The sequence below is a fragment of the Amorphus sp. MBR-141 genome, from assembly GCF_053628695.1.
Genome location: NZ_JBRJGW010000002.1, coordinates 88,682 through 114,609, shown reverse-complemented (window position 1 = coordinate 114,609; position 25,928 = coordinate 88,682). Strand labels below are relative to the sequence as shown.

At 68.9% G+C, this 25,928-nt stretch carries 21 protein-coding genes; 13 read left to right on the top strand and 8 right to left on the bottom strand.

Going from position 1 to position 25,928, the window contains the following annotated elements:
* Nucleotide 1 precedes the first annotated feature (1 nt).
* The 7 genes from ACSSVZ_RS03050 to recN all read left to right on the top strand — a co-directional run bounded on the left by ACSSVZ_RS03050 (nt 2) and on the right by recN (nt 9,150).
* Nucleotides 2–922 (top strand): D-alanine--D-alanine ligase, encoded by a 921-nt coding sequence (locus ACSSVZ_RS03050; protein WP_453968225.1) that lies wholly within the window; start codon nt 2–4, stop codon nt 920–922.
* Nucleotides 919–1,758: a cell division protein FtsQ/DivIB gene (locus ACSSVZ_RS03045; RefSeq protein WP_453968224.1), complete on the top strand. Its 840-nt coding sequence runs from the start codon at nt 919–921 to the stop codon at nt 1,756–1,758. Before ACSSVZ_RS03050 ends, ACSSVZ_RS03045 begins: the two co-directional genes overlap by 4 nt.
* Nucleotides 1,755–3,083: a cell division protein FtsA gene (ftsA, locus tag ACSSVZ_RS03040; protein ID WP_453968222.1), complete on the top strand. Its 1,329-nt coding sequence runs from the start codon at nt 1,755–1,757 to the stop codon at nt 3,081–3,083. The genes ACSSVZ_RS03045 and ftsA overlap by 4 nt, the downstream gene beginning before the upstream one ends.
* Nucleotides 3,084–3,181: 98 nt before the next feature.
* A complete protein-coding gene (gene ftsZ / locus ACSSVZ_RS03035; protein WP_453968652.1) occupies nt 3,182–4,996 on the top strand; it encodes a cell division protein FtsZ in 1,815 nt (604 codons plus the stop codon).
* A 269-nt stretch (nt 4,997–5,265) separates the two neighbouring features.
* Nucleotides 5,266–6,201, top strand: coding sequence for a UDP-3-O-acyl-N-acetylglucosamine deacetylase (gene lpxC, locus ACSSVZ_RS03030; RefSeq protein ID WP_453968220.1), 936 nt, complete (start codon nt 5,266–5,268; stop codon nt 6,199–6,201).
* Nucleotides 6,202–6,487: 286 nt separating this feature from the next.
* Nucleotides 6,488–7,300 (top strand): outer membrane protein assembly factor BamD, encoded by an 813-nt coding sequence (locus tag ACSSVZ_RS03025; protein WP_453968218.1) that lies wholly within the window; start codon nt 6,488–6,490, stop codon nt 7,298–7,300.
* Between the two features lie 182 nt (nt 7,301–7,482).
* Nucleotides 7,483–9,150, top strand: a complete 1,668-nt coding sequence (gene recN, locus ACSSVZ_RS03020; protein WP_453968217.1) for a DNA repair protein RecN — start codon at nt 7,483–7,485, stop codon at nt 9,148–9,150.
* 131 nt (nt 9,151–9,281) lie between these two features.
* On the opposite strand, the gene ACSSVZ_RS03015 is transcribed toward recN, so the two are convergent.
* Both ACSSVZ_RS03015 and ACSSVZ_RS03010 read right to left on the bottom strand, forming a co-directional pair.
* Complete coding sequence (locus tag ACSSVZ_RS03015) at nt 9,282–9,854, bottom strand: cytochrome b (protein ID WP_453968216.1); 573 nt, start codon at nt 9,852–9,854, stop codon at nt 9,282–9,284.
* A gap of 139 nt (nt 9,855–9,993) precedes the next feature.
* A complete protein-coding gene (locus tag ACSSVZ_RS03010) occupies nt 9,994–10,569 on the bottom strand; it encodes a YceI family protein (protein ID WP_453968214.1) in 576 nt (191 codons plus the stop codon).
* Between the two features lie 169 nt (nt 10,570–10,738).
* Between ACSSVZ_RS03010 and ligA the strand changes: the two genes are divergently transcribed.
* Nucleotides 10,739–12,877, top strand: coding sequence for an NAD-dependent DNA ligase LigA (gene ligA, locus ACSSVZ_RS03005; RefSeq protein WP_453968212.1), 2,139 nt, complete (start codon nt 10,739–10,741; stop codon nt 12,875–12,877).
* Nucleotides 12,878–12,920: 43 nt separating this feature from the next.
* Nucleotides 12,921–13,733: a 3'(2'),5'-bisphosphate nucleotidase CysQ gene (cysQ, locus tag ACSSVZ_RS03000; RefSeq protein WP_453968211.1), complete on the top strand. Its 813-nt coding sequence runs from the start codon at nt 12,921–12,923 to the stop codon at nt 13,731–13,733.
* 180 nt (nt 13,734–13,913) lie between these two features.
* Here cysQ and ACSSVZ_RS02995 read toward each other — a convergent pair whose 3' ends face one another.
* Nucleotides 13,914–15,446 carry an acyl-CoA carboxylase subunit beta gene (locus tag ACSSVZ_RS02995; RefSeq protein ID WP_453968210.1) on the bottom strand — a complete coding sequence of 511 codons (1,533 nt, stop codon included), beginning with the start codon at nt 15,444–15,446 and terminating at the stop codon, nt 13,914–13,916.
* Between the two features lie 227 nt (nt 15,447–15,673).
* On the opposite strand from ACSSVZ_RS02995, the gene ACSSVZ_RS02990 reads away from it, so the two are divergent.
* Nucleotides 15,674–16,873, top strand: a complete 1,200-nt coding sequence (locus ACSSVZ_RS02990) for an MFS transporter (RefSeq protein WP_453968209.1) — start codon at nt 15,674–15,676, stop codon at nt 16,871–16,873.
* 15 nt (nt 16,874–16,888) lie between these two features.
* Here ACSSVZ_RS02990 and ACSSVZ_RS02985 read toward each other — a convergent pair whose 3' ends face one another.
* Nucleotides 16,889–18,454, bottom strand: coding sequence for a bifunctional aminoglycoside phosphotransferase/ATP-binding protein (locus tag ACSSVZ_RS02985; protein ID WP_453968207.1), 1,566 nt, complete (start codon nt 18,452–18,454; stop codon nt 16,889–16,891).
* A 424-nt stretch (nt 18,455–18,878) separates the two neighbouring features.
* On the opposite strand from ACSSVZ_RS02985, the gene ACSSVZ_RS02980 reads away from it, so the two are divergent.
* Nucleotides 18,879–19,256 carry a hypothetical protein gene (locus ACSSVZ_RS02980; protein ID WP_453968206.1) on the top strand — a complete coding sequence of 126 codons (378 nt, stop codon included), beginning with the start codon at nt 18,879–18,881 and terminating at the stop codon, nt 19,254–19,256.
* Between the two features lie 100 nt (nt 19,257–19,356).
* Here the strand turns inward: ACSSVZ_RS02980 and ACSSVZ_RS02975 are convergent, their stop codons facing one another.
* From ACSSVZ_RS02975 to ACSSVZ_RS02960, 4 genes are all read right to left on the bottom strand, one after another.
* Complete coding sequence (locus ACSSVZ_RS02975) at nt 19,357–20,157, bottom strand: FAD binding domain-containing protein (RefSeq protein ID WP_453968204.1); 801 nt, start codon at nt 20,155–20,157, stop codon at nt 19,357–19,359.
* Between the two features lie 20 nt (nt 20,158–20,177).
* The gene (locus ACSSVZ_RS02970) at nt 20,178–22,547 is read right to left on the bottom strand and encodes a xanthine dehydrogenase family protein molybdopterin-binding subunit (protein WP_453968202.1); all 2,370 of its coding nucleotides are present in this window, start codon (nt 22,545–22,547) and stop codon (nt 20,178–20,180) included.
* A gap of 52 nt (nt 22,548–22,599) precedes the next feature.
* Entirely contained in the window at nt 22,600–23,085 is a 486-nt protein-coding gene (locus tag ACSSVZ_RS02965; RefSeq protein WP_453968200.1) for a (2Fe-2S)-binding protein, read from the bottom strand.
* An 83-nt stretch (nt 23,086–23,168) separates the two neighbouring features.
* Nucleotides 23,169–23,942, bottom strand: coding sequence for an SRPBCC family protein (locus ACSSVZ_RS02960; protein WP_453968651.1), 774 nt, complete (start codon nt 23,940–23,942; stop codon nt 23,169–23,171).
* A 202-nt stretch (nt 23,943–24,144) separates the two neighbouring features.
* Between ACSSVZ_RS02960 and ACSSVZ_RS02955 the strand changes: the two genes are divergently transcribed.
* Nucleotides 24,145–25,089 (top strand): class I SAM-dependent methyltransferase, encoded by a 945-nt coding sequence (locus ACSSVZ_RS02955; protein WP_453968199.1) that lies wholly within the window; start codon nt 24,145–24,147, stop codon nt 25,087–25,089.
* Nucleotides 25,089–25,919, top strand: a complete 831-nt coding sequence (locus tag ACSSVZ_RS02950) for a TrmH family RNA methyltransferase (protein WP_453968198.1) — start codon at nt 25,089–25,091, stop codon at nt 25,917–25,919. The genes ACSSVZ_RS02955 and ACSSVZ_RS02950 overlap by 1 nt, the downstream gene beginning before the upstream one ends.
* The last annotated feature ends 9 nt before the right edge of the window (nt 25,920–25,928 follow it).

The window sequence follows — 25,928 nt, the reverse complement described above, 5'->3', positions numbered from 1 at the left end:
GATGCCGGTTGGACCCCACGTTGCGGTGCTGATGGGCGGCTGGTCGGCGGAACGGCCCGTCAGCCTGTCCTCGGGCGCTCAATGCGCCGACGCGCTGGAGCGCGCGGGCTACCGCGTGACGCGCGTCGACGTGCAGCGCGACATCGCCGCCCGGCTGGCGGAGCTGCGCCCCGACGTGGCCTTCAACGCCCTGCACGGGCCGTTCGGCGAGGACGGCTGCATCCAGGGCATCCTGGAGGTGATGGACATCCCCTACACCCACTCCGGCGTGATGTCTTCGGCGCTGGCCATGAACAAGGACAAGGCAAAGGCGGTGCTGGCGGCGGCGGGAATTCCGGTGACGGTGCACCAGCTGGTGGAGCGCAGCGTGGCCGCCAAGACCCACGTCATGGAGCCGCCTTACGTGGTCAAGCCGGTCGCCGACGGATCGAGCTTCGGGGTGATCATCGTGCGCGAGGGCGCCACCCATCCGCCACAGGCGCTCTACCGGGACGACTGGACCTTCGGCGAGGAGGTGATGGTCGAGCGCTACATCCCGGGGCGGGAGCTGACGTGCGCCGTGCTGGGCGACGAGGCGCTCGGGGTGATCGACATCGTGACGGCGGGGCAGGGATTTTACGATTACGACGCAAAATACCTGCCAGGTGGGTCGAAACACATCCTTCCGGCAGAACTTAAACCAAATATTTACCAACAAGTCCAAAGATTGGCCCTTGAAGCGCATCGGGCGCTCGGGTGCCGCGGAGTGTCGCGAGCCGACTTCAGGTTCGACGACGCGACAGAGACTCTCATCTGTCTCGAAGTGAACACCCAGCCCGGCATGACGCAAACGTCACTGGCGCCCGAAATGGCCGCACACGCGGGCTACGATTTCGAGCGGCTGGTCAGCTGGTTGGTGGAGGACGCGAGTTGCCGTCGATGAACGCACGGACAGGCCGAAAAGGACGACGCACGGGCGGGCGCCTCGAGCGCAAGCCGACGCGCGCGCTCGGCCTCGGCACGCTCGGTGCATTCGGCCTTCTCGCCGTCGCCGTCGGTGCCGGCATCGGCTACGGCGGCCACACCAACACGGTGCTGGATGCGGCCGGCAGCGCGATCGGCTTCAGCGTCGCCCAGGTCCATCTCGACGGGCAGCGCGAAACCTCCGAAAGCGCGATCCTCGCGGCCCTTGGCATCGGTCCCGATTCGTCGCTCCTTTCCGTCGATGCGGGCGAGGCGCGGGCGCGGCTGGTGTCGCTGCCGTGGATCGAAGAGGCAACCGTCCGCAAGACCTATCCCGGATCCGTCTACGTCCAGATCGAGGAGCGGTCCGCCGCCGCCCTCTGGCAGCATGAGAGCGTGCTGTCGGTCATCGACCGCGACGGCAACGTGCTGGCCGATGGCTACGACGCCCGCTTCGCCGGCCTGCCGCTGCTGGTCGGCACCGACGCCAACGAGCAGGTGGACGCGATCCTCACCCTGCTGGCCGGCTTCCCCGACTTCCAGGCGCGCAGCCGCGCCGCCGTCTATGTCGGCGGACGGCGCTGGGACGTCGTGCTCGCCAACGGCGTCCAGATCCGGCTTCCCGAGCACGGCGCCCGGGAGGCGCTGGCCAATCTGGTCGAGATCGACCGCCGGGAAGCGCTGTTCGACCGCGACATCGCCTCGATCGACGTGCGCCTCAGCGACCGGATCGCCATCCGCCCGACGGAGGCAGCCCTCGCGGTGGACGCGAAGGCCGGATCTCCGCGCAAGGTCCGCCGGGAGGCCCGCATATGAGCCTGTTCCTGCCTCATCGCGGCGGCCAGGACGGGCCGCGCCTCTCCAACCGTCGTCCGTCGATCGTCACCGTTCTCGACATCGGCTCGACCAAGGTCGCCTGCCTGATCGCCCGGCTGAAGCCGCGGCCTCCCGAAGAGGTGATGCCGGGGCGGTCCCACTCCATCGAGGTGGTCGGATACGGCTACCAGCGGGCCCGCGGCATCAAGTCCGGCGTGGTCATCGACCTCGATGCGGCCGAACACGCCGTTCGACTGGCGGTGGATGCCGCAGAAAGAATGGCCGGAGTTACGGTCGAATCACTTATCCTCACCCAAACGTGCGGAAGGTTGGGCAGCGAAACCTTCACGGCCAAAGTCGATCTCACCAGCGAGTCGGTGAGCGATCACGATATTCGAAAGGTCTTGGCGGCCGGAAGCACGCACTCGGTGAGACAAGGACGCTCCGTCGTGCACGCGTTGCCGATTGGATACACGTTGGACGGTCAGCGCGGCATTCGTGATCCGCGCGGCATGGTCGGACGACGGCTCGGCGTCGACGTTCACGTCGTCACGTCCGACGAGGCGCCGCAGCGCAATCTCGGCCTGACCGTCAACCGCTGCCATCTCGACGTCGAAGCGATGGTGGCGACACCGTACGCCAGCGGGCTCTCCACCCTCGTCGACGACGAGGCGGAACTGGGGGCCGCGGTGGTCGACATCGGCGGCGGCACGAGCTCGATCGCCGTCTACGGCGACGGCCGTCTGCTGCACGTGGACGCGATCGCCATCGGCGGCGACCACGTGACCCTGGACATTGCCAACGGCCTGTCGATCCGCCTGGACGACGCCGAACGGCTGAAGACGCTGCACGGGACCTGCCTCTCGGTCTCCAGCGACGATCACGACATGCTCACGATCCATCCCGTGGGCGAAGAAGACGGCGGTGCTCCGCTGCAGATCCCCCGTGCCGCGCTGAACCGGATCATCCGGCCGCGGGCGGAGGAAATCCTCGAACTCGTGCGCGACCGGCTGGTCGCGTCCGGATGTTCGAGCCGGGTCGGTCGGCGAATCGTTCTTACGGGCGGCGGCAGTCAACTGACCGGGCTCCTCGACGTCGCAAGGTCGGTCTTCGGCCGCAGCGTCCGGCTTGGCCGGCCGCTCGGTATCGCGGGCCTTCCGCAAGCCGCGAAGGGACCATCCTTCTCGGCCGTCGTCGGACTTTTGATCTTCCCACAAGTCGCCGTCCTCGACACCTCCGGCTCCGAGCGGCCGTCCGCCTTCGCAATGACAGGTACGGACGGATACTTCTCGCGGGTCGGACGCTGGCTGAGGGACAGCTTCTGATGATGGGCAATGAACACGAGACAGATTTCGGTGCCGAGTGGGACTTGGCGACCACGGACCGCGAGAGCGGCGGAGCGGAAAAGAACAGTGAGGGTGTGATGCCGTCGATTAACCTTAAGACCCCCGACCTGACCGAATTGAAGCCGCGCATCCAGGTGTTCGGCGTCGGCGGCGCAGGCTGCAATGCCGTCAACAACATGATCCAGGCCGGCCTTCAGGGCTGCGATTTCCTGGTCGCCAACACCGACGCCCAGTCGCTCGCCCTGTCCAAGGCCGAGCGCATCATCCAGATGGGCATCGCCGTCACCGAAGGTCTCGGTGCCGGCTCCCAGCCGGATGTCGGCCGGGCCGCCGCCGAGGAGGTGATCGACGAGATCGCCGACCATCTGTCCGGTGCCCACATGGCCTTCATCACCGCCGGAATGGGCGGTGGGACCGGCACGGGCGCCGCCCCGGTGATCGCCCGGGCCGCCCGCGACCAGGGCATCCTGACCGTCGGCGTGGTGACCAAGCCCTTCCAGTTCGAGGGCCACCGCCGGATGCGGCTCGCCGATTCCGGCATCGAGGAGCTGTCGCACCACGTCGATACGCTCATCGTGATCCCGAACCAGAACCTCTTCCGCATCGCCAACGAGCGGACCACCTTCGCCGACGCCTTCGCGATGGCCGACCAGGTGCTCTACTCCGGCGTCGCCTGCATCACCGACCTGATGGTGAAAGAGGGCCTCATCAACCTCGACTTCGCCGACGTCCGCTCGATCATGCGCGGCATGGGCAAGGCGATGATGGGCACCGGCGAGGCGTCGGGCGAGGGCAGGGCCATGCAGGCCGCCGAGGCCGCGATCTCCAACCCGCTCCTCGACGAGACCTCGATGAAGGGCGCCCGCGGGCTGCTCGTCTCCGTGGTCGGCGGCTACGACCTGACCCTGTTCGAAGTCGACGAGGCGACCACCCGCATCCGCGAGGAGGTCGATCCCGACGCCAACATCATCTTCGGTGCGACCTTCGACGAGACCATGGAGGGCATGATGCGCGTGTCGGTCGTGGCCACCGGCATCGACAAGCCGTTCGAACAGACCGGCGACCACGAAGACGACGGCGACCGCGTGGTCGCGCTGTCGGACCGCCTGCGTCCGCAGTCGCAGGGCGCGCGCCCGGCGCAGGGCGCCCGCGCCAAGGCGACCGCCGTTCCGGAAACGGCGCTCTCCGCCGTCGCCGCCGACCTCGGGACCAACGCCGCACCGGGCGGCTGGGCCGAGGACAGCGACATCGGCAGCGATTTCCTCACCGAGGACGAGGCCTTCATCGAAGAAGAGGGCGTGGCGTTCGCCGACGACGAGTTCATCGACGACGACATGGCCGACGCCGACCTCCGGGTTGCCGAGGCGCCGGTGGAGCCGGTTGCTCCGCGCGCCGACAAGCATGCCGCCGCCCCGACCCGGATGCCGCGCATGCCGGAGGTCGAGGACTTCCCGCCGGTGGCGCCGCGCGAGACCCGCCGCCGCGAGGAGCACGCCGAAACCGACGACCGCCGGCCGATGGGCCTGCTGCGCCGCCTCGCCAACGGCCTCGGCCGTCGCGAGGAGGAGGAGCACGAGGACGCCGGGGTTGCCGATCAGCCGATGCCGCGGGCGGCCCAGCGGCCGCGCGAGGAGCCGGCCGTCCAGCAGGCCGCTCCGCAGGCTCCGGCCCGCCAGCCGGTGCGCGAGGAGGCCCGGGAGCCGCAGCAGCGGCGTGCCGACGGCACCGAGTTCTCCCGCCGTCCGCCCCAGGCGCGGCCGCAGGGTGAAAGCTACCGCCGGCCGCGGTCTTCCGGTCAGGAGCCGGAGGCGCGCACGCGGCCTGCGGCGCGCGGTTACAACGAGGACGACCAGCTGGAAATCCCGGCGTTCCTCCGCCGCCAGGCCACCTAGAGGCTCAAGCGCCGATCGGTTCCGGATCCCTCCCGCGAGGGGCTGGTACAGAGGTTGAAAATGCAGGGCGCCCGCCTCCATCCGGAGGCGGGCGCCTTGGCTTTGTTAGGGTTTCTTCCACCACGTTACATTCCGTAACAGAGCTTGATTCCGATCTGCGGAAAACCATCGCTAGGTTCTGGCCGTCGATTTCTGACGGCCGACCGATTCCTCCCGATTGGGCCGGCCTTCCCGAGAGCCCGTTTTCGTTTGGGCAGTAAGGCGTTCTAATGGTGCATCAAGACTCGGCCCTTCAGACCACCCTGGCTCGCCCGGTGGAGCTGACCGGCATCGGCGTTCATTCCGGCGCATCCGTCACGATCACCATTGTTCCGGCCGACGCCGATACGGGCATCCGTTTCCAGCGCACCGACGGCGACGTCGGCCCGGCGGTCCCTGCCGTCTGGCAGTCCGTCGCCGCCACCGAACTCTGCACCATGCTTGCCGGTGCGGACGGACGGACCATCGGCACCATCGAGCACCTGATGGCTGCGTTCCGCGGCCTCGGCATCGACAACGCGCTCGTCGAGATCGACGGCCCGGAGATGCCGATCATGGACGGCAGCTCGTCGGACTTCGTCGAGGAGCTCGATCTCGCCGGCGTCTACCCGCTGAACCAGCGCCGCCGGATGATTCGGGTGCTGAAGCCGGTGCGCGTCGAGATCAACGGCTCGGTTGCCGAGCTGCTCCCGCACGACATGCCGCGCTTCGAGATCGACATCGATTTCGCCGGCACGATCATCGGCACCCAGTCGATGGCCTTCAACCTGACCCCGGGCGTGTTCCGCAAGGAGCTGGCACGGGCGCGCACCTTCGGCTTCCTCCACGAGGTCGAGGCTTTGTGGAAGATGGGCTACGCCCGCGGATCCTCGCTCGACAACGCGGTCGCGATCGACGGCGACCGGGTGCTGAACTTCGGCGGCACCCGCTGGTCGGACGAATTCGTGCGCCACAAGGCCCTCGATGCAGTGGGCGATCTCGCGCTGGCCGGTCATGCGATCCTGGGCCTCTACCGCTCCTACAAGGGCGGGCACCGCGTCAACTATCAGGTGGTGCGGCAGCTGATGTCGGACAGCTCGGCCTATGAGCTGGTCCCCGCGCCGGCCGGCGCCGCGCCGGAATATCCGGCGATGGTTCGCGAGCTGGCGCTCGACGAGCGCGTCTGAGCCCGTCCGCCACAGTTCTGCTCAAATCTGGGGCCAGCACCTGTCCGGTGATTTCCTGCCGGGTGCTGGCTTTTTCGTGTCTGCCGGATCGATCGCTTCGCCCGATGTGCCGATGGCATGCGGGTGGGGATGATCCGGCGAGCCAGTTTGGGTATGGTCTCGCGCGGCCGATCCGAATCCCCCCGGACCGGAACGGACGCAGATGGCGGCTTGCCGGCCGCCGGATCCGGTCTGCCGGACCGGTGCGGGCAGCGAAGCGAATGGCGACGGAGCGAGTTTTCGGCTGATGAAGCGTAGCGTCTTTGCCGTGATTGCCGTGTTGATGCTGGCCGGGTGTTCGTCGAAGGACACCGACAAGCTGGCGTTCCAGGACGTTCCGGCCGACCAGCTGTACAACGAGTCCCTCGTTCTCCTGAACGACGGGGACTACAAGGAGGCGATGGTCAAGCTCCAGGAAGTCGACCGGCTGCATCCCTATTCGGAATACGCCCGCAAATCGATGGTGATGCTGGCCTACGCCTACTACCAGCGCGGCCAGTACGAAGAGGCGATCAACTCCGCCCAGCGCTTCCTGGCGCTGTATCCCGGCCACGAGGATGCGCCGTACGCCCAGTACATCATCGGCAATTCCTACTTCCGGCAGATCCCGGAAATCAGCCGCGACCAGGCGATGACCCAACGGGCGCTCGCCGCGATGGACGAGCTGGTGCGCAACTATCCCGATTCGGAATATGCCAACGACGCCCGCCACAAGATCCAGGTGACCAGGGATCAGCTCGCCGGCAAGGACATGGAAGTCGGCCGCTACTATCTGGAGCGGAAGGACTACCTTGCCGCCATCAACCGGTTCCGGGTCGTGGTCGAGCAGTACCAGCAGACGCGCCACATCGAAGAGGCGCTGTTCCGGCTGACCGAAGCCTATTATGCTCTTGGAATCGTTCCCGAAGCGCAGACGGCCGCCGCGGTGCTGGGGCACAACTTCCCGGACTCGCGGTGGTACAGGGATGCCTATTCTCTCCTGAAGACGGGCGGGTATGAGCCGAGCGAGAACAAGCAGAGCTGGATCAGCCGCGCCTTCGAGGGCATCAAGCTCCTCTGACCGGACGCATGCCGGCGCGCGGGGTTGCGCGCGTCGCATCCGCCGCCCGACCTCGCCGCGTGCGGGCTGGGGGATGCGCCTGACCCTTCGGCAACGGCTCGGAAACAGCCGCTCTGGCGTTGCCGACCCGTTCGGACCGATGTCGGCCGGACGGGACATGCTCTAGTGGCCGGTGCATCGACATGCTGACGCGCCTCTCGATCCGCGACATCGTCCTCATCGACCGGCTGGACCTCGATTTTTCCGAGGGCCTGACCGTGCTGACCGGCGAGACCGGTGCCGGCAAGTCGATCCTCCTCGATTCCCTCTCGCTCACCCTCGGCGCCCGCGGCGACGCGGCGCTGGTCCGTCACGGCTGTCCGCACGGGCAGGTGACCGCGGTGTTCGACGTCGGCCCGGTGCATCCGGTGCTGGCGCGGCTGGAGGAGAACGGCATCGACACCGACGGCGATCTCATCCTGCGCCGGGTGCAGTCGGCGGACGGGCGCTCGAAGGCCTACGTCAACGACCAGCCCGTCAGCGTCGGCCTCCTGAAGGAGATCGGCGGGGCGCTGGTGGAGATCCACGGCCAGCACGCCGACCGGGCGCTGATCGATCCGGCCGTGCACCGCGACCTGGTCGACGCCTTCGGCGGGCTTGGCGCCGACGTCCGCACCGTGCGGGCGGCCTGGCAGGCGCGGCGTGACGCGGAACGGGCGCTGGCGGAGCACGAAAGCCGCATCGAGGCCGCGCGCCGCGAGGCCGATTTCCTGCGCGATGCGGTGGCGGAGCTGGTGGCGCTGGAGCCGGAGCCCGGCGAGGAGACGGTGCTGGCCGACCGGCGCCAGCAGATGATGCAGGTGGAGAAGGTGGCCGGCGACCTGACAGAGGCGTTCGGCGAGCTCGACGGGCCGGCGTCGCCGATCCCGCAGCTGTCCAGCCTGATGCGCCGGCTGTCGCGCAAGGCGGAAAGCGCCCCCGACATCCTGCAGGTGCCGGCCGATGCGCTGGGCCGCGCCCTCGACGACCTCGAGGAGGCGCGCTCCGCGCTGCAGGACGCCATCGCCCGCACCGACTTCGATCCGCGGGTGCTGGAACAGACCGAGGAGCGGCTGTTCGCGCTAAGGGCGGCGGCGCGCAAGTACCAGGTGCAGGTGGACGAGCTGCCGGCACTGCGCGACCGGATGGCGGCGGACCTTGCCGACCTCGATGCCGGCGAGGAGCGCCTGGCAGGGCTTGCCAAGGCCGTCGAGGCGGCGGTCGCGACCTACCGGGCAGCGGCGACGCATCTGTCGGAGGCGCGCACCGAGACCGCCCGCACGCTGGAGGCGGCCGTGGCCGCAGAGCTGCCGTCACTCCGGCTGGAGCGGGCGGCCTTCGAGGTGCGCATCGAGAGCGTCGGCGAGGGCGGCGGCGCCGACGGAATCGACCAGATCGAGTTCTGGGTGCGCACCAACCCGGGCACCCGGCCCGGCCCGATGATGAAGGTCGCCTCGGGCGGCGAGCTGTCGCGCTTCCTGTTGGCGCTGAAGGTGTCCCTGGCCGGGCGCGGCTCGGCGCCGACGCTGGTGTTCGACGAGATCGATTCCGGGGTGGGCGGGGCGGTCTCCGAGGCGATCGGCAACCGGCTGGCGCGCCTCGCCGACACCGTGCAGGTGCTCACCGTCACCCATGCGCCGCAGGTGGCCGCGCGGGCCGCCGATCACATGCTGATCGCCAAGGAGCCGCTGGAGACCGATCAGGTGGCGACGCGGGTGCGCCTGATCGAGGGACCGCACCGGCTGGAGGAGATCGCCCGGATGCTCTCCGGCGCGACCATCTCCGACGAGGCGCGCGCCGCCGCCTCGAAGCTCATGGGCGCGGGGACATAGAGCATTTCCCGTTCAGATCGAAACGATCTGAACGACAAGGAATTGCTCAAGTCATTGATTCTCGAGCCTTTTCCGATCAGGTGATTCCACCTGATCGGAAAAGGCTCGAGAGTTCGGCACGGGAGCGGGGCTCACGCGCCCCAGCTCATGCGACGGAGGACCGCGTCGCGGTCGACGACGTGGTGCTTCAGTGCCGCCGCCACGTGGATCGCCAGGATGGCGATCATCGCCCAGGCGCTGAGCTCGTGGATCTCCTTGGCCGCCTCGGCGATCCAGCGCACGCCAGGCACCCACGGATCCGGCATGGCGAAGGCGCCGAACACCATGTTCTGGATACCCAGATAGTCCTGGGTGGGCGAGGCGGCCGACATCACCCAGCCCGACAGCGGCATCACCAGGATGAGCAGATAGAGCAGCCCGTGGCTGGCGTGGGAGGCGACCGCCTGCCAGCGCGGCGTGCCGGCGGGCAGCCGGGGTGTGCGGCGATTGGCGAGGCGCCAGGCGACGCGGATCACGGCGAGACAGAAGACCACGAAGCCCCAGCTCTTGTGCAGCTGGAACAGTTTGAACTGTTCGGACAGGTCGGGCACGAAATCGGTCATGTACAGGCCGAGCCCGAGCTGAAAGAGGATCAGCGCGGCGATCGACCAGTGGAGGAGCCGCGCCGGCCAGCCCCAGCTCTCGGTCGTGTTTTTCGTGTGCATGGAGGATGTTCCGTGGCTGCAGCGATCTCCGATGGGACGGCGACGCCGCGGCCACGGGAAACGACGGCAGCTTCGATCGGTTGAAACGCTCATGCCCCCGTCCGGGCCCGTACGGCCCGGACGGGGAGGAGAGCCGGCCTTAGCTCTTGTTGTTCAGCTCGACGTTGATGGTCACGGGCATGACCGCGCCGACGGCGGGTGCGTAGGTGTCCACACCGAACTCGGTGCGGTCGATCTCGCCGGTCAGCGTGAAGCCGGCGACCTGGGTGCCGGGCATCACCGGGCTTTCGCCGATCTTGTTGACCGTCGCCTTGAACGTGACGGGCTTGGTGACGTCCTTGATGGTCAGGTCACCGGTCACGTCGGCGGTGCCGTCGCCGGTCGTCTTCACCGCGGTCGAGACGAAGGTGATCTCGGGAAAGTTCGCGACGTCGAGGAAGTCGGGGCTCTTGATGTGCTCGTCGCGCGGACCCCAGAAGGTGGTGATCGCCGTCGCGTCGAGGGTGACGGAGAACTTCGCGGTGTCCAGGTCCTCGGGATCGAAGCTGTCGATGGTGGCTTCGACCGTCGGGAAGACGCCGGTCACCTCGGAATAGCCGAAGTGCTCGACCTCGAAGACGACCGCCGTGTGGGACGGATCGATCTGCCAGTCGGCGAAGGCGGCGACGGGGGAGAGGGCGAGCGTGGTCGCCAGGGCGACGGTGCGGATCAGCATGCGGCTGCACTCCTGTTGCAGTTGCGAACAAGGCCGCAAGTTGGGCGTTTCACCGCCGGTGTGAACCCGCCCGTGGGAAACAGGCTGTTCGCGTTCTGACGACAGTCGCGGGATTGGGCAAATTGTGCGAGACAGATCGCAAAAGGTTGATGCGAGGTCGGAGCTTCAGGTGGCGAAGTCGGCAGACACATCCGCAGGCGACGAGACCCCGGCAGGCCGCGTCGACACGCTGACGGCGGTCGAGGCGGCGGAGGAGCACGCGCGCCTCGCCGAGGAGATCCGCGCCCACGACAAGCGCTATTACCAGAAGGACGCGCCGACGGTCTCCGACGCCGAATACGATGCCCTGCGCCGGCGGCTGCAGGCGCTGGAGGCGGCGTTCCCGGACCTGGTGACCCCCGACAGCCCGAGCCAGACGGTGGGTGCGGCGCCGAGCGAGGCGTTCGCCGAGGCGCGCCATGCCGTGCCGATGCTCTCCCTCGACAACGCCTTCTCCGACGAGGACGTCGCCGACTTCGCCGCCCGCATCCGGCGGTTCCTGCGGCTCGGCGCCGACGACGAGCTGGCGATCACGGCCGAACCGAAGATCGACGGCCTGTCGCTCAACCTGCGCTACGAGAACGGCCGCCTGACGGTGGCGGCGACCCGCGGCGACGGGGTGGTCGGCGAGGCGGTCACGCAGAACGCGCGGACCATCGACGACATTCCGGTGCAGCTGCCCGATGGTGCGCCGGACGTCGTCGAGGTGCGCGGCGAGGTCTATATGACCCACGCCGACTTCCGCGCCCTCAACGAGCGCATGCAGGCGGAGAGCGGACGGGTGTTCGCCAATCCGCGCAACGCCGCGGCGGGCTCGCTGCGCCAGCTCGATCCCAAGGTGACGGAGAGCCGGCCGCTGAAGTTCTTCGCCTATGCGTGGGGCGAGATCCCGTCGCTGCCGCGCGAGACCCAGCTGGAGATGGTCGCCCTGTTCAAGGACTGGGGCTTCCAGACCAACGCGCTGATGCGGCGCTGCACCACGGTCGACGAACTGATCGCCGTCTATCACGAGATCGAGGAGGGCCGCTCCGGGCTCGGCTACGACATCGACGGCGTCGTCTACAAGGTCGATCGGCTCGACTACCAGCGCCGGCTCGGCTTCGTCTCGCGCTCGCCGCGCTGGGCGATCGCCCACAAGTTTCCCGCCGAGCAGGCGACGACGGTGCTGAACGCCATCGAGATCCAGGTCGGGCGGACGGGTGCGCTCACGCCCGTGGCGAAGCTGGAGCCGGTGACGGTGGGCGGTGTGGTGGTCTCCAACGCGACGCTGCACAACGAGGACGAGATCGCCCGCAAGGACGTGCGCGTCGGCGACACGGTCGTGGTGCAGCGCGCCGGCGACGTGATTCCGCAGGTGCTGCGCGCGCTCGCGGAGCACCGGCCGAAGGAGTCGGTGCCTTACGAATTCCCGACCCGCTGCCCGGTCTGCAACAGCCATGCGGTGCGCGACATCAATCCGCGCACCGGCAAGGAGGACGTGGTCCGGCGCTGCACCGGCGGCCTCGTCTGCGCGGCCCAGGCGGTGGAGCGGCTGAAGCACTTCGTGTCGCGCGCCGCCTTCGACATCGAGGGGCTGGGTGCCAAGCAGGTCGAGGCGTTCTACGAGGACGGCCTGGTGCGCACGCCGGCCGACATCTTCACGCTGGAGGCCCGCGACAGGGACAGCCTGAAGAAGCTGAAGGACCGCGAGGGCTGGGGCGCCACCTCGATCAAGAAGCTGTTCGAGGCGATCGACTCGCGCCGCACCATCGCGCTCAGGCGCTTCATCTTCGCGCTCGGCATCCGCCATGTCGGCGACATCACCGGCCGCATGCTGGCGGAGGCCTACGGCAGCTGGCCGGCGTTCGAGACGGCGATGGAGGCGCTGGCGAAGGGCGATACGGCCGCCCATGACGAGCTGGTCGCCCACGACGGCATCGGCGAGACGGTGGCCCAGGCGCTGGCGGAGTTCTTCGGCGAGCCGCACAATGTCGAGGTGGTTCAGGCGCTCCTCAAGGAGGTGACGCCCGAGGACGATGCCGGCCGCACGGCCGACACCCCCGTCGCCGGCAAGACCATCGTCTTCACCGGCACGCTGGAGAAGATGACCCGGGACGAGGCCAAGGCGCGGGCCGAGTCCCTCGGCGCCAAGGTGTCCGGCTCCGTGTCGGCGAAGACCGACATCGTGGTGGCCGGACCCGGCGCCGGCTCCAAGCTGAAGAAGGCGCAGGAGCTGCAACTGCAGATCCTCGACGAGGACGAATGGATCGCGCTCGTCGACGGGCTGTGAGCGCGTCTTCCGAACTGGACCTCCGGACAAGGGACTGAATGCGATGACGCGGCCCCGCGTGACCGACCTCCTGCCCGCCGCCATCGAGGCGGGGGATGCGATCCTGCGCTTCTACGCGGCCGGCACGCCTGTCGAGACCAAGGTGGGCGGCTCGCCGGTGACGGAGGCCGACCGGGCGGCGGAGGCGATCATCCTGCGCCATCTCAGGGCGATCGCGCCGGACATCCCGGTGATCGCCGAGGAGGAGGCCGCGGCCGGCCGGGTGCCGGACACCGGCGGCACCTTCTTCCTGGTCGACCCGCTCGACGGCACCAAGGAGTTCATCCGGCGCAACGGCGAGTTCACGGTGAACATCGCGCTGGTGGTCGACCACGCGCCGGCCTGGGGCATCGTCACGGTGCCGGTGACGGGCGAGGCGTTCTTTGGAACGGTGGGCGAGGGAGCCTTCGCCGCGCGCCTCCACGGCGCCGCCGTCGCCGGCGAGCGGCCGATCGCCGTGCGCGCCGTGCCGGCTGTGGGGCCGACCGTGCTGGCCAGCCGCTCCCATCGCCTGGCCGAGACCGACGCGTTCATCGCGCGGGTCGACGCGGCTGAGATCGTGTCGGCCGGCTCGTCGCTGAAATTTTGCCGGATCGCGGCGGGGGCGGCCGATCTCTATCCGCGCCACGGGCCGACGATGGAGTGGGATACGGCGGCCGGCGATGCGGTGCTGCGGGCGGCCGGCGGCGTCTGCACCACCTTCGACGGCGTTCCGCTCGCCTACGGCAAGCGGGGCCGGGCGGGCGTGGCCGACTTCCTCAACCCGTCGTTCGTGGCGGCCGGACAGCCCGTCGATCAGCGGGTGCTGGCGGGCTGAGGCCCTTCACTCCGCGCATCCTCGCGAAATCGGGGATGGGCGGAGGGGGGCGGGCGCGCAGCCATCTGGCAAAAGCGTTTCCGGACGGCACCCACCGGCGTGCGACCGCGCGCCGGCCGGTCAGGCCGCGCCCGCGCAGCGGCCAACGAAGTTGGCACGCGTGAGCGAAACGAAGCCCGCCTACAGCGGGATGTTGTCGTGCTTCTTCCAGGGGTTCTCCAGCGTCTTGTTGCGCAGGAGGCGGAGTGCCCGGCTGATCCGCCGACGCGTCGACTGCGGCATGATCACCTCGTCGATGTAGCCGCGCTCGGCGGCGACGAACGGGTTGGCGAACTGCCGCTCGTAGTCGGCGATGCGGCCGGCGATCTTCTCCTTGTCGCCGAGCTCCGAGCGATAGAGGATCTCGGCCGCGCCCTTCGGCCCCATCACCGCGATCTCCGCCGTCGGCCACGCATAGTTCAGGTCGCCGCGCAGATGCTTGGAGGCCATCACGTCGTAGGCGCCGCCATAGGCCTTGCGGGTGATGCAGGTGACCTTCGGCACGGTGGCCTCGGCGTAGGCGAAGAGCAGCTTTGCGCCGTGCTTGATGAGGCCGCCATATTCCTGGGCGGTGCCCGGCAGGAAGCCCGGCACGTCGACGAAGGTGACGATCGGGATCGAGAAGGCGTCGCAGAAGCGGACGAAGCGCGCCGCCTTGCGGCTGGCGTCGATGTCGAGCACGCCGGCGAGCAGCATCGGCTGGTTGGCGACGATGCCGACCGTGCGGCCCTCCATGCGGCCGAAGCCGGTGAGGATGTTCTTGGCGAAGCTTTCCTGGATCTCGAAGAAGTCGCGCTCGTCGACGACCTTCAGGATCAGCTCCCGCATGTCGTAGGGCTTGTTCGGATTGTCCGGAATGAGACGGTCCAGGGAGGGGTCGGTCCGTTCCGGGTCGTCGTAGGTCTCGATCTCGGGGATCTCGGCGACGTTGGATGCCGGCAGGAAGTCGACGAGGCGGCGGACCTGCAGCAGCGTGTCGACGTCGTTGTCGAACGCCCCGTCGGCGATCGACGACTTGGTGGTGTGGATCGAGGCGCCGCCGAGTTCCTCCGCCGTCACCGTCTCGTTGGTGACGGTCTTCACCACGTCGGGACCGGTGACGAACATGTAGCTGGTGTCGCGCACCATGAAGATGAAGTCGGTCATCGCCGGCGCGTAGACGTCGCCGCCGGCGCAGGGGCCCATGATGACGGAGATCTGCGGGATGACGCCGGAGGCCAGCACGTTGCGCTGGAACACCTCGCCGTAGCCGCCGAGCGCCGCCACGCCCTCCTGGATGCGGGCGCCGCCGGCATCGAACAGGCCGATGATCGGCACGCGGTTGCGCACCGCCATGTCCTGGATCTTGACGATCTTCTGGGCGTGGGTTTCCGACAGCGACCCGCCGAAGACGGTGAAGTCCTTGGCGAAGACGTAGACGGTGCGGCCGTTGATGGTACCCCAGCCGGTGACGACGCCGTCGCCCGGAAACTTGGTTTCCTCCATCCCGAAATCGGTGCAGCGGTGCTCGACGAACATGTCGAACTCCTCGAACGAGTTCTCGTCGAGGAGGATTTCCAGCCGTTCGCGGGCCGTCAGCTTGCCGCGCTTGTGCTGGGCCGCGATGCGGGCCTCGCCGCCGCCCAGTCGCGCCACCGCGCGCCGCGCTTCGAGTTCGCCGAGTATTTCCTTCACAGCCAAGGTCCTCCCAGACACGGCAACAACGCGCCGTTTCTTCGCGCATAGCACGGAGGCCCGGCCGACAGAAGCATGTCGACGCCGGCCGGGGGCGTTCCGCTGTCCTCAGCCTACCGCAGGTCATGGCAGGCGCGGCAATGCCTGCGTGCTGCAAACGATATTCGCGCAAGGCGCGCGCAGGCCATAGAGTGCGCACGTCCGTCCCTGCCGCGAGTCGTGCGTTCTTGTTCAATCCCCCGGCATCTTCCGCTTCCGAGCGCCATCCCGCCTGGCGCATGTGGGCCGCCGCGTGGGCGGTGGCCGCCGTGTTCGCGCTGTCGAACGCCCCGCAGCCGCTGTACGTCTCATGGCAGCACGAGATCGGCTTCTCGGCCGGGACGATCACCGTCGTCTTTGCGGCCTATATCGGCGGCCTTCTCACGGCGCTGCTGGTGGCGGGCCAGCTGTCGGACCGCTACGGCCGCAAGCCGGTGCTGCTGCCGGGCATCGCGTGCGGCCTCGTGGCCACATTGCTGTTCGCCTTCGCCGACAACGTGGCGATGCTGCTCGCGGCGCGGGTGCTCGCCGGGATCGCCGGCGGAACGACGGTGTCGGTGGGCACTGCCGCGATCCTCGACCTGGGCGGTCCGGACCGGCGGCGGCGCGCGTCGCTGGCGGCGTCCGCGGCAACGGTGCTGGGCGCGGCCATCGGCCCGCTGCTGGCGGGCGCGATGGCCGAGATCCTCGACCGTCCTGCCGTGCCGGTCTTCGCGGTCCTGTTCGCCTCCATGCTGGCGGCCTTCGTCGTCGTCGCGCTCCTGACCTTTCCGCCGATGGGGGACCGTGCGCCGCGCCGCTTCGGCGTGCCGCGCATCCCGGCCGGCAACGGGCTGAACCTGGCCGCCGGCCTGGCGATCTTCGCGCCGGCGATGGCAGCCACCTCGTTCGTGCTGTCGCTCGGACCATCGGTGCTGTCGCGGCTTCTGGGCGTCACCAGCCCGCTGGTGGCCGGCGGCACCGCGTGCCTGATGTTCATCGCCGCGACGGGCGTCCAGTTCGCGTTGCGCCGGCTGTCGATCCGCACCCTGCTGCTGATCGGCTCGGCGCTGACGTTGGCCGCGACGGTCTCCATGACGTTCGCGGTGGTCCTGTCGAGCGCGGTGCTGCTGATCGCGGCCGCGCCACTCGCCGGCGCGGCGCAGGGCTTCGCGCAGCTGGGCGGGTTCACCCTGATTGGGCTGCACGTGCCCTCCGGCAACCGCGCCGAGGCGACGGCGCTGTTCTCGTTCGGCGGCTATCTCATGGGCGGGCTGTCGGCCCTCGCCACGGGCGTCCTCGTCGATGTCTATGGCCAGGCGGAGGGCATGACGATCTTTGCGGCCTCCCTGGGAGCCGTCGCCATTGCCGGGGCGATCTTCGTCCGCGCGCGGCTCACGCACGAGTAGGCGCCCGGGGAGGCGTCAGCCGCCGCCCTGCTCCATTGCGTCCTGCGCCGCCTCGAATGTCGCGTCGCCGGTGCCGCCGGCCGCGACCCGCCGCCAGCCGATCTCGCCGAGATCGTAGGATGCCTGAGTGCGCACCACGTCCTCGGTGGCGTCGGAGGCATCGCCGGTACGCGCTCCGACCCGTGCCTCAAGGGTTTCCGGCGGCGCGTCCAGCCAGATGCCGGAGAAGCGCACGCCGGTCTCCGTGGCGATGCGCTCGGCCTCGGCGCGTTCGTCCGGCGCGGCGAACACCGCGTCGAGCACCACAGCCTGGCCGGCCGACAGCACGGTGCGGGCCTGGGCGAACAGCTCGGCGTAGACGGCCTCCGAGGCCGCTCTGGTGTAGGCCTCGGGCGGCAGCCGGTCGGTGAGCGCCACGCCCGCCTGGCGCTTGCGCAGCACGTCGGTGCGCAGATGGACCGCCCCGGGGGGGCGGCCGAGGGCAGGGGCAAGCCGGCGCGCGATAGTCGTCTTGCCGGTTCCGGACAGTCCGCCGACGGCGACGAGGCGGGCCGGCACCGGCTCCAGGAAGCCGCAGGCGTGGTGGAAGGCGTCGCTCGCGTCACGCCCGGCGTCGGGGCGTTCGCTCTCGTCGATCAAGCGCAGCCGCGCCGCACCCGCCTTTGCGCGGATCGCGGCCCGCATCATCAGGAAGAAGGGAAAGGCCTCCAGCGCCGCCAGATCCCCCGCGTCGCCGTGGACCGTCAGGTAGCGGTTGAAGATGCGCGAGGCGCCGGCGGGATACCCGTGGCGCCAGACGTCCATCACCAGGAACGCGAGGTCGTAGAGCACGTCGCCGGTGGCGATACGGTCATCGAACTCGATGGCATCGAAGAAGCGCGGGGCGCCGTCGATCATCGCGACGTTGCCGAGGTGGCAGTCGCCGTGGATGTGGCGGATCTTGCCTTCCCTGCCGCGCGCTTCCAGCAGCGGTCGGATCGCGGCAAGCGTGTCGCGGGCCCGGCCATCGAGCCGGTCCGCGTCGTCGACCGCGAACAGGTCGGGGGCGGCGGCGAACGAGGCGGCGTTGTCGTCGAGATAGCTGCCGAGGTCGTCGATCCACGGCCCTCCGTCCCGGCGCGGCGCGACCGCATGGGCCTCGACCAGCCGGTCTGCAAGCATGTCGAGCACATCGGCGGGCAGCGGGGCGTCGAGGATCGCGTGGTCGAGGGTCGCGGTCTCGTCGAAACGCTGCATGTGCACGGCCCACTCGACCGGCACGCCGTCCCCGTCGATCGCCAGCCCGCCGGCCGGATCGCGGGTGATCGGCACCACGCCGCGGTAGATCTCGCCGGCATAGGCGCGATTGACCTCCAGCTCGCGGTCGCAGGCCGCCTTCCGCCGCTCCAGGGTGGAGAAATCCAGGTAGGCGTACTTGACCGGCCGCTTGACCTTGTAGACGTCGTCGCCGGCCAGGAAGACCATCGCTGCATGGGTATCGATCCGGCGCGTGCGTGCGCCGCCATGGGTCGCCGGATCCTCCAGGAAGGCGATCACCGCAGCCTGCCCGTCCTGGTCCGAAGCGTTCGGTTCGGCGCTCATGTCGTCCTCCGGAAAGCGGCAGTCGGAAATACGCCCGAAGTCTGGGCGCCGGTTTGACCCGCATCAAGGCGTCTGCGCCGACGGTGTCGTCGTGTCGCAAGCGGCTGCTGCGCTTGACCGGCAAGGCGAAACCTGCGGAGCATCGGCGCGGGGCCTCGAACCGATCGTCCGTCCGGACAGAACCGTCCGATGCCCCGGAGCGTTCCATGACCCGATGCCCCGATCCGGCGCGCGGTCAGGGCGCACAGCCGTACGCTGCGCAGGAAGACGGCGCGGGAGGAAGCCCAGCAGGGGTTTCCGGCCGGATCGACCCGATCTGGACGGGAACGACCTGCTCACACGATTGGATCTGGAGCCAAGGTTTCGGTCCGGCGATGTCGGCCGACGGGATGCGGCTCCAGCCGCCGATTGCCAGGAGAAGACGATGAGCGACACCGAACTGAAGAGAATCCGCCTCAATCTCGCGCGCACCAAGGAATTCCCGAACGGCTCGGCCAGGCACGGCTACGAGTTCTTCGCGCCGCTGGACGAAGACGGCCACATCGATGCCGAGGCGTGGCGCACGGTCCGCGAGAAATGCACCGTGCGGCGCTTCTGGGCCGACGAGGAGTGGGACATCGGCCATCTCGTGCACGGTCCCGGCGGGCGCTGGGCCTTTCGCTACGACATCGATGGCGACGAGGACGATGAGAGCGGCTACCGATTCGGCGCCCACGCCTTCGTCCCGGGCGAGTACGTGTCGGTGCGCGACGACGACGACGAAATGCACACGTTCACCGTCGTGACGGTGGAGGACGCGTAGCGCCTCGCGCGGCTTGCCGCACCCTTTCACCGTCCAGGCATGAAAAAGCCCGGCCTCGCGAGAGGCCGGGCTTTCCCGTTTCAGTCGGGTATTTGTCTGCTCAGTGGGCGGCGGCAACCGCCCGCTTCGCCATCACCGTTACCAGGTGCGCGCGGTATTCCTGCGAGCCGTGCAGGTCGCCCATCATGTCGTCGGCCGGTACGGTGATCGAGGCGACCGCATCCGGCGACCAGTTGGAGGCGAGGGCGGATTCCATCTCGGGCACGCGGAAGACGCCGCCGTCGCCGGCACCGGTCACCGCCACGCGGATAGAGCCGTCCTTCAGCTTCACCGCCATCACGCCGCACATGGCATAGCGCGAGGCGGGGTTGCGGAACTTCTCGTAGCCGGCCTTCTCGGGGACCGGGAACGAGATCTTCACGACGATCTCGTCGTCCTCGAGCGCCGTCTCGAACATGCCCGTGAAGAACTCGTCCGCCGAGATCGCCCTCTTGTTGGTGTGCACCGTGGCGTTGAGGCCGACGAGGGCGGCCGGATAGTCGGCGGCCGGGTCGTTGTTGGCGATGGAGCCGCCCATGGTGCCCATGTTGCGGACGGCCGGGTCGCCGATCACCCCGGCCATCTCGGCGAGCGCCGGGATCGCGTTCTTCACCGTCTCCGACGACATCACCTCGTAGTGGGTGCTGGCGGCGCCCACGGTGAGGGTGTCGCCGTCGAGGGAGATCCCCTTCAGCTCGGGGATCCGGGTGACGTCGATGAGATCGGACGGCGCGGCGAGCCGCTGCTTCATGGTGGCCAGCAGCGTCTGGCCGCCGGAGAGGAACTTGCCGTCTTCCGCGCCGCCGAGCTTGGCGACGGCGTCGTCCAGCGAAGTCGCTTTGGAGTAGTGCGTGGCGTACATGGTCCTGTCCTTACTCGGAGTTATGCGGCGACCGCGTTCGGGGACGATCTCTTCAGCGCCTGCCAGACCCTGAGCGGGGTGGCGGGCATCGCGAGCTCGTTGGTGCCGATCGCATTGGTGAGGGCGTTGATGAGCGCCGGCGGCGAGCCGATCGCGCCCGCCTCTCCGCAGCCCTTCACGCCGAGCGGGTTGCCCGGGCAGACGGTCTCCGTCGTCATCACCTTGAACGACGGGAGATCTTCGGCGCGCGGCATGCAGTAGTCCATGAACGAGGCGGTGAGCAGCTGGCCCGACTCGTGGTCGTAGACGCAGCCCTCCATGAGGGCCTGGCCGATGCCCTGGGCGAGGCCGCCGTGGACCTGACCCTCGACGATCATCGGGTTGATGATGCGGCCGAAGTCGTCGGCGGCTACGAACTGGACGATCGTCGTCACGCCGGTGTCCGGATCGACCTCAACCTCGCAGACGTAGCAGCCGGCCGGGAAGGTGAAGTTGGTCGGATCGTAGAAGGAGGTCTCCTTCAGGCCCGGCTCCATCCCCTCCGGCATGTTGTGGGCGGTGTAGGCGGCGAGGGCCACCTCGTGGAAGGCCAGGCTCCGGTCGGTGCCGGCGACCTTGAAGCTGCCGTCCTCCAGCACGATGTCGCTTTCCGCCGCCTCCATCAGGTGGGCGGCGAGCTTCTTCGCCTTGGCTTCGACCTTGTCGAGGGCCTTGAAGACGGCAGAGAGGCCGACGGCGGCCGAGCGCGAGCCGTAGGTGCCCATGCCGAACTGCACCTTGTCGGTGTCGCCGTGGACGATCGACACGGAATCGGTCGGCACGCCGAAGCGCTCGTTGACGATCTGGGCGAACGTCGTCTCGTGGCTCTGGCCGTGGCTGTGGGTGCCGGTGAGCACCTCGATGGTGCCGACCGGGTTGACCCGCACCTCCGCCGACTCCCAGAGCCCGACGCCGGCCCCGAGCGAGCCCACCGCCTGGGACGGCGCGATGCCGCAGGCCTCGATGTAGCAGGACAGTCCGATGCCGCGCTTCTTGCCACGGCGCTCGGCCTCGGCCTTACGGGCCGGGAAGCCGTCGTAGTCGGCGGCGGCGAGGGCGGCCGACATGCTCGCTTCGTAGTCGCCCGCATCGTAGGCCATGATCACCGGCGTCTGGTGCGGGAAGGTCCGCACGAAGTTCTTGCGGCGCAGTTCGGCCGGGTCGACGCCGAGTTCGCGCGCCGCCGTTTCCATCAGCCGTTCGACGACGAAGGTCGCCTCGGGCCGGCCGGCGCCGCGATAGGCGTCGACGGGGGTGGTGTTGGTGTAGACCGCCTGCACTTCCGCGAAGACCTGCGGGATCGCGTACTGGCCCGACAGCAGCGTGGCGTAGAGGTAGGTGGGGACCGCCGACGAGAAGGTCGACATGTAGGCGCCGAGGTTGGCGACCGTCTTCACCCTGAGGCCGATGACCTTGTGGTCGGCGTCGAGCGCCAGCTCGGCATGGGTGACGTGGTCGCGGCCATGGGCGTCGGTCAGGAAGGCCTCGGTGCGGTCGGAGACCCATTTCACCGGGCGCCCGCCGATCTGCTTGGAGGCCCACAGGCAGGCCGTCTCTTCCGGGTAGATGAAGATCTTGGAGCCGAAGCCGCCGCCGACGTCCGGGGCGATGACGCGCAGCTTGTGCTCGGGCGCCATGCCGACGAAGGCCGACAGCACCAGACGGGCGACATGCGGGTTCTGGCTGGTGGTGTAGAGGGTGAAATGCTCGCCGCCCGGGTCGTAGGAGCCGATCGCCGCGCGCGGCTCCATCGCGTTGGGGACGAGCCGGTTGTTGATGAGATCCAGCCGGGTGACGTGCGCGGCGCGGGCGAACTGCTCCTCCGTCGCGGCTTCCTCGCCGATGGTCCAGTCGTAGATCAGGTTGTTTTCGGCTTCCGGATGGATCAGCGGCGCCCCGGCCTCGGTGGCCCGGGCGGGGTCGGTGACGGAGGGCAGGATCTCGTAGTCGATCTCGACGGCCTCCGCGGCGTCCCGGGCCTGGTTGCGGGTTTCGGCGATGACGATGGCGACCGCGTCGCCGACGTAGCGGACCGTCTCCGCCGCCAGCGCCGGGTGGGCGCCCATCTTCATCGGCGTGCCGTCCCGGGAATGGATCATCCAGCCGCAGATCAGCGGACCGAGACTGTCGGCGGCGAGATCCTGGCCCGTCAGGACGCCGACGACGCCCGGCATGGCCCGGGCCGCAGCCGTATCGATCGAGCGGATCTTCGCATGGGCGTGCGGCGACCGCACGAAGGCACCATGCGTCGTGTCCTTCATGCTGATGTCGTCGGTGTACTGGCCCCGGCCGGTGATGAACCGCCGATCTTCCTTGCGCAGCAAGCGTGCGCCGAACCCTTCCGCACCCATAATTTCGTCCTCCCGATCGAAAAGCGCCGTTCTCCGGCTTTTGCTGCGTGGATTATTCGGCTGCTTCGGCAACCTCCGACGACTGCGCCGCGGCCTGAATGGCCTTCACGATGTTGTGGTAGCCGGTGCAGCGGCAGATGTTGCCCTCGAGCTCGTGGCGGATGGTCTGCTCGTCGAGGCTCGCGCCGTGACGACGGACGATGTCGACGCCCATCATGATCATGCCCGGCGTGCAGAAGCCGCACTGCAGCCCGTGATGCTCGCGAAAGGCGGCCTGCATCGGATGCAGCTGGGTGCCGGTGGCGAGACCCTCGATCGTGGTGATCTCGGCGCCGTCGGCCTGGCCGACCAGGACGGTGCACGACTTCACGGCCTTGCCGTTCATGTGGATCACGCAGGCGCCGCACTGGGTCGTGTCGCAGCCGACGTGGGTTCCCGTCATGCCCAGTGTCTCCCGAAGAAAGGACACGAGCAGGGTGCGATCCTCAACGTCGCCCGACACGGAGCGTCCGTTGACGGTCATGGAAACGGTGGTCATCCAGTCCTCCCTTACTGCGCGGCGGCCGTGCCCGTACGTCCCGGGCCCGGCCCGCGCTTACTTTGGCCGTATCTCGACTTCCATCAATTAAAAACTAGCAGGAGTACGATGACGACCGCAAAGGCAATCAGTCCCCACATCCACGGTCCGCCGAACGTTCCCTTGCCGGCTTCCACCTCAACCCGTTCTTCGACATCGTGATATCGTTCCTCGACCTGGTGCTCGAACTCCTCCAGGGAGGACTCGTGCTTCGCCGGTGCGGCGGGCTTTGGCGCCGGTGCGGCAGCCGCCGAGGCGGGAGCGGGGGCGGGTTCGGCCGTTGCGGGGGCCGTGGCCGCAGGGGCGGCAGTGGCGGCCGGGGTCACAGGGGCGGCCGCGGCCGGTGCCTCCGAAGTCACGGTTCCGCCGGTGGCCGAGGCGTCGCCGACCTTCTGCGACAGGCAGGAGAAGAACTCATCGGCGTACTTCTTGGCGGTCGAATCAACCAGGCGCGAGCCGAGCTGGGCGAGCTTGCCGCCGATCTGCGCGGTCGCCTTGTAGGTGAGCAGCGTCTCGCCGTCGTGTTCGGCGAGGTTCACGTCGGCGCCGCCCTTGGCAAACCCGGCAACGCCGCCCTTGCCTTCGCCGGAGATCGTGTAGCTGGTCGGCGGATTGAGGTTCTGCAGGGTGACGTTGCCCGTGAAGGTCGCCTTCACCGGGCCGACCTTCGCCTGCACGACCGCGGACATCTCGGTGTCCGACGTCTTTTCGAGCGACTTGCAGCCCGGGATGCACGCCTTGAGGATCTCGGGGTCGTTGAGGGCCTGCCAAACCGCATCACGGCTTGCCGGGATCCGATATTCCCCTGACATTTCCATGGAACGCGAACTCCTTTTTCTGATGAACCCGTCGCCGGGCAATTGAGCAGTCGATCTGTTCGCCAGCGTGGCACCGGCATTCGCGGGCTACCTTGCCGCGTCGCCCGGCGCGGAGCAACTGGCCGCTGCGCATCGCGTTTTTTGCGCCGGCGTGGGTGCCTGCCACGATGCGCCCGGCGAATTGGGGTGATAAGAGGTGCCGATGTCCTGTTCGCCCGCTTCCCCGACCCCCATACCGCCCGCCGGCGCATCGCCCGGCCTGCCGTCCGGCCTCACCGCCCTCGTCAGCGACGGGTGGGCGGACTATGCGCTCCTCGATTGCGGCGCCGGTCAGAAGCTCGAGCGCTATGGCCGCTTCACCGTGGTCCGGCCCGAGCCCCAGGCGATGTGGCGCCGGCATCTTCCCGAGGCGGTCTGGGAGAAGGCCGACGCGGTCTTCACCGGCAGCGAGGACGACGACGGGCCCGGCCGCTGGCGCACGTCGCGTGCGGTGCCGGAAACATGGAAAATGTCCTACGACGCGGCGACGTTCCATGGCCGTCTCACGAATTTCCGCCATCTCGGCGTGTTCCCGGAGCAGCGGGCTCACTGGGACTGGATGGCCGAGCGCGTCAAGGCGAGCGGCAAGCGCGATTTCAAGGTGCTCAACCTGTTCGGCTACACCGGCGTCGCCTCGCTGCTGCTAGCGGCGGCGGGCGCGGCGGTGACCCATGTCGACGCGTCCAAGAAGGCGATCGGCTGGGCGCGCGACAACCAGGCGCTGTCGCGCCTCGACGACCGGCCGATCCGCTGGATCTGCGAGGACGCGGCGAAGTTCGTCGCCCGCGAGACCCGGCGCGGCTCGGTCTATGACGGCATTCTGCTCGATCCGCCGAAGTTCGGTCGGGGACCGAAGGGCGAGACGTGGCAGGTGTTCGAGAGCCTGCCGCCGCTGCTGTCGGACCTGCGCAAGATCGTCTCCGACGATGCCGGCTTCGTCGTCCTCACCGCCTATGCGATCCGGGCATCGGCGCTGGCCGCGCACGGACTGATGGCGGAGACGTTCGGCGACCTCGGCGGCGCGCTCGAGAGCGGCGATCTGGCGATTCGCGAGGACGGCGGACGGCTGCTCCTTCCCACCTCCCTGTTTTCCAGATGGTCACGCTGATGAGCACCGAAGCCCCCCGCGCCGGCGCCATCAAGACGGTCACCAGCGCCGCCAACCCGGTGGTGAAGGAGATCCGGGCGCTCACCCAGCGCAAGCACCGCGCCGAAACCGGCCTGTTTCTCGCCGAAGGCCTGAAGCTGGTGGCGGATGCGCTGGAAGCGGATTGGCCGGTGCGCACCGTCGTGGTGTCGGATGACTTCGAGAGCCAGCCGATGACCGCCCAGACGGCCGCCACGGCGCGCGCCCGCGGGGCGCTGATCGTCAAGGCGAGCGGATCGATCATGGCGCGGCTGACGCGGCGCGAGAACCCGCAGGCCGTCATCGGCGTCTTCCGCCAGCGCTTCGCGGATCTGGATGCCGTCCTCGCCAATCCGGGGCCCGTGTGGGTGGGGCTCGAGGATGTCCGCGATCCCGGCAATCTCGGCACCATCATCCGGACCGTCGATTCGGTTGCCGGCGCCGGCATCGTGCTGATCGGCGACACCACCGATCCGTTCGGCCTGGAGGCCGTGCGCGCGACGATGGGCTCGATCTTCCACGTGCCGATGGTGAAGACCAGCCGCGAGGCGTTCCTCGCCTGGCGGGCGCAGTATCCGGGCAAGGTGGTCGGCGCGCATCTTGCCGGCGCGGTCGACTATCGCACCGTGGCGACGGACGAGCCGGTGATGCTGCTGATGGGCACCGAGCAGCGCGGCCTGTCGGACGCGCTGACGGCGGCGTGCGACCAGCTGGCAAAGATCCCGATGGCGGGACACGCGGACTCGCTCAATCTCGCCGTGTCGACCGGCGTGATGCTCTACGAACTCGGGCGAAACCGGCTCGCGCTGTAGAGGATTGGC

What these genes read in the sequence shown, in the direction of transcription:
- lpxC (WP_453968220.1), top strand. Translation starts at nt 5,266, where the DNA reads ATGGTGCATCAAGACTCGGCCCTTCAGACCACCCTGGCTCGCCCGGTG.
- ACSSVZ_RS02975 (WP_453968204.1), bottom strand. Translation starts at nt 20,157, where the DNA reads ATGTACGCCACGCACTACTCCAAAGCGACTTCGCTGGACGACGCCGTC.
- ACSSVZ_RS03010 (WP_453968214.1), bottom strand. Translation starts at nt 10,569, where the DNA reads ATGCTGATCCGCACCGTCGCCCTGGCGACCACGCTCGCCCTCTCCCCC.
- ACSSVZ_RS02970 (WP_453968202.1), bottom strand. Translation starts at nt 22,547, where the DNA reads ATGGGTGCGGAAGGGTTCGGCGCACGCTTGCTGCGCAAGGAAGATCGG.
- ACSSVZ_RS03050 (WP_453968225.1), top strand. Translation starts at nt 2, where the DNA reads ATGCCGGTTGGACCCCACGTTGCGGTGCTGATGGGCGGCTGGTCGGCG.
- ACSSVZ_RS02985 (WP_453968207.1), bottom strand. Translation starts at nt 18,454, where the DNA reads ATGAGCGCCGAACCGAACGCTTCGGACCAGGACGGGCAGGCTGCGGTG.
- recN (WP_453968217.1), top strand. Translation starts at nt 7,483, where the DNA reads ATGCTGACGCGCCTCTCGATCCGCGACATCGTCCTCATCGACCGGCTG.
- ACSSVZ_RS02950 (WP_453968198.1), top strand. Translation starts at nt 25,089, where the DNA reads ATGAGCACCGAAGCCCCCCGCGCCGGCGCCATCAAGACGGTCACCAGC.
- ftsZ (WP_453968652.1), top strand. Translation starts at nt 3,182, where the DNA reads ATGCCGTCGATTAACCTTAAGACCCCCGACCTGACCGAATTGAAGCCG.
- ACSSVZ_RS03045 (WP_453968224.1), top strand. Translation starts at nt 919, where the DNA reads ATGAACGCACGGACAGGCCGAAAAGGACGACGCACGGGCGGGCGCCTC.
- ACSSVZ_RS03025 (WP_453968218.1), top strand. Translation starts at nt 6,488, where the DNA reads ATGAAGCGTAGCGTCTTTGCCGTGATTGCCGTGTTGATGCTGGCCGGG.
- ACSSVZ_RS02980 (WP_453968206.1), top strand. Translation starts at nt 18,879, where the DNA reads ATGAGCGACACCGAACTGAAGAGAATCCGCCTCAATCTCGCGCGCACC.
- ACSSVZ_RS02955 (WP_453968199.1), top strand. Translation starts at nt 24,145, where the DNA reads ATGTCCTGTTCGCCCGCTTCCCCGACCCCCATACCGCCCGCCGGCGCA.
- ACSSVZ_RS03015 (WP_453968216.1), bottom strand. Translation starts at nt 9,854, where the DNA reads ATGCACACGAAAAACACGACCGAGAGCTGGGGCTGGCCGGCGCGGCTC.
- ACSSVZ_RS02960 (WP_453968651.1), bottom strand. Translation starts at nt 23,942, where the DNA reads ATGGAAATGTCAGGGGAATATCGGATCCCGGCAAGCCGTGATGCGGTT.
- ftsA (WP_453968222.1), top strand. Translation starts at nt 1,755, where the DNA reads ATGAGCCTGTTCCTGCCTCATCGCGGCGGCCAGGACGGGCCGCGCCTC.
- cysQ (WP_453968211.1), top strand. Translation starts at nt 12,921, where the DNA reads ATGACGCGGCCCCGCGTGACCGACCTCCTGCCCGCCGCCATCGAGGCG.
- ACSSVZ_RS02965 (WP_453968200.1), bottom strand. Translation starts at nt 23,085, where the DNA reads ATGACCACCGTTTCCATGACCGTCAACGGACGCTCCGTGTCGGGCGAC.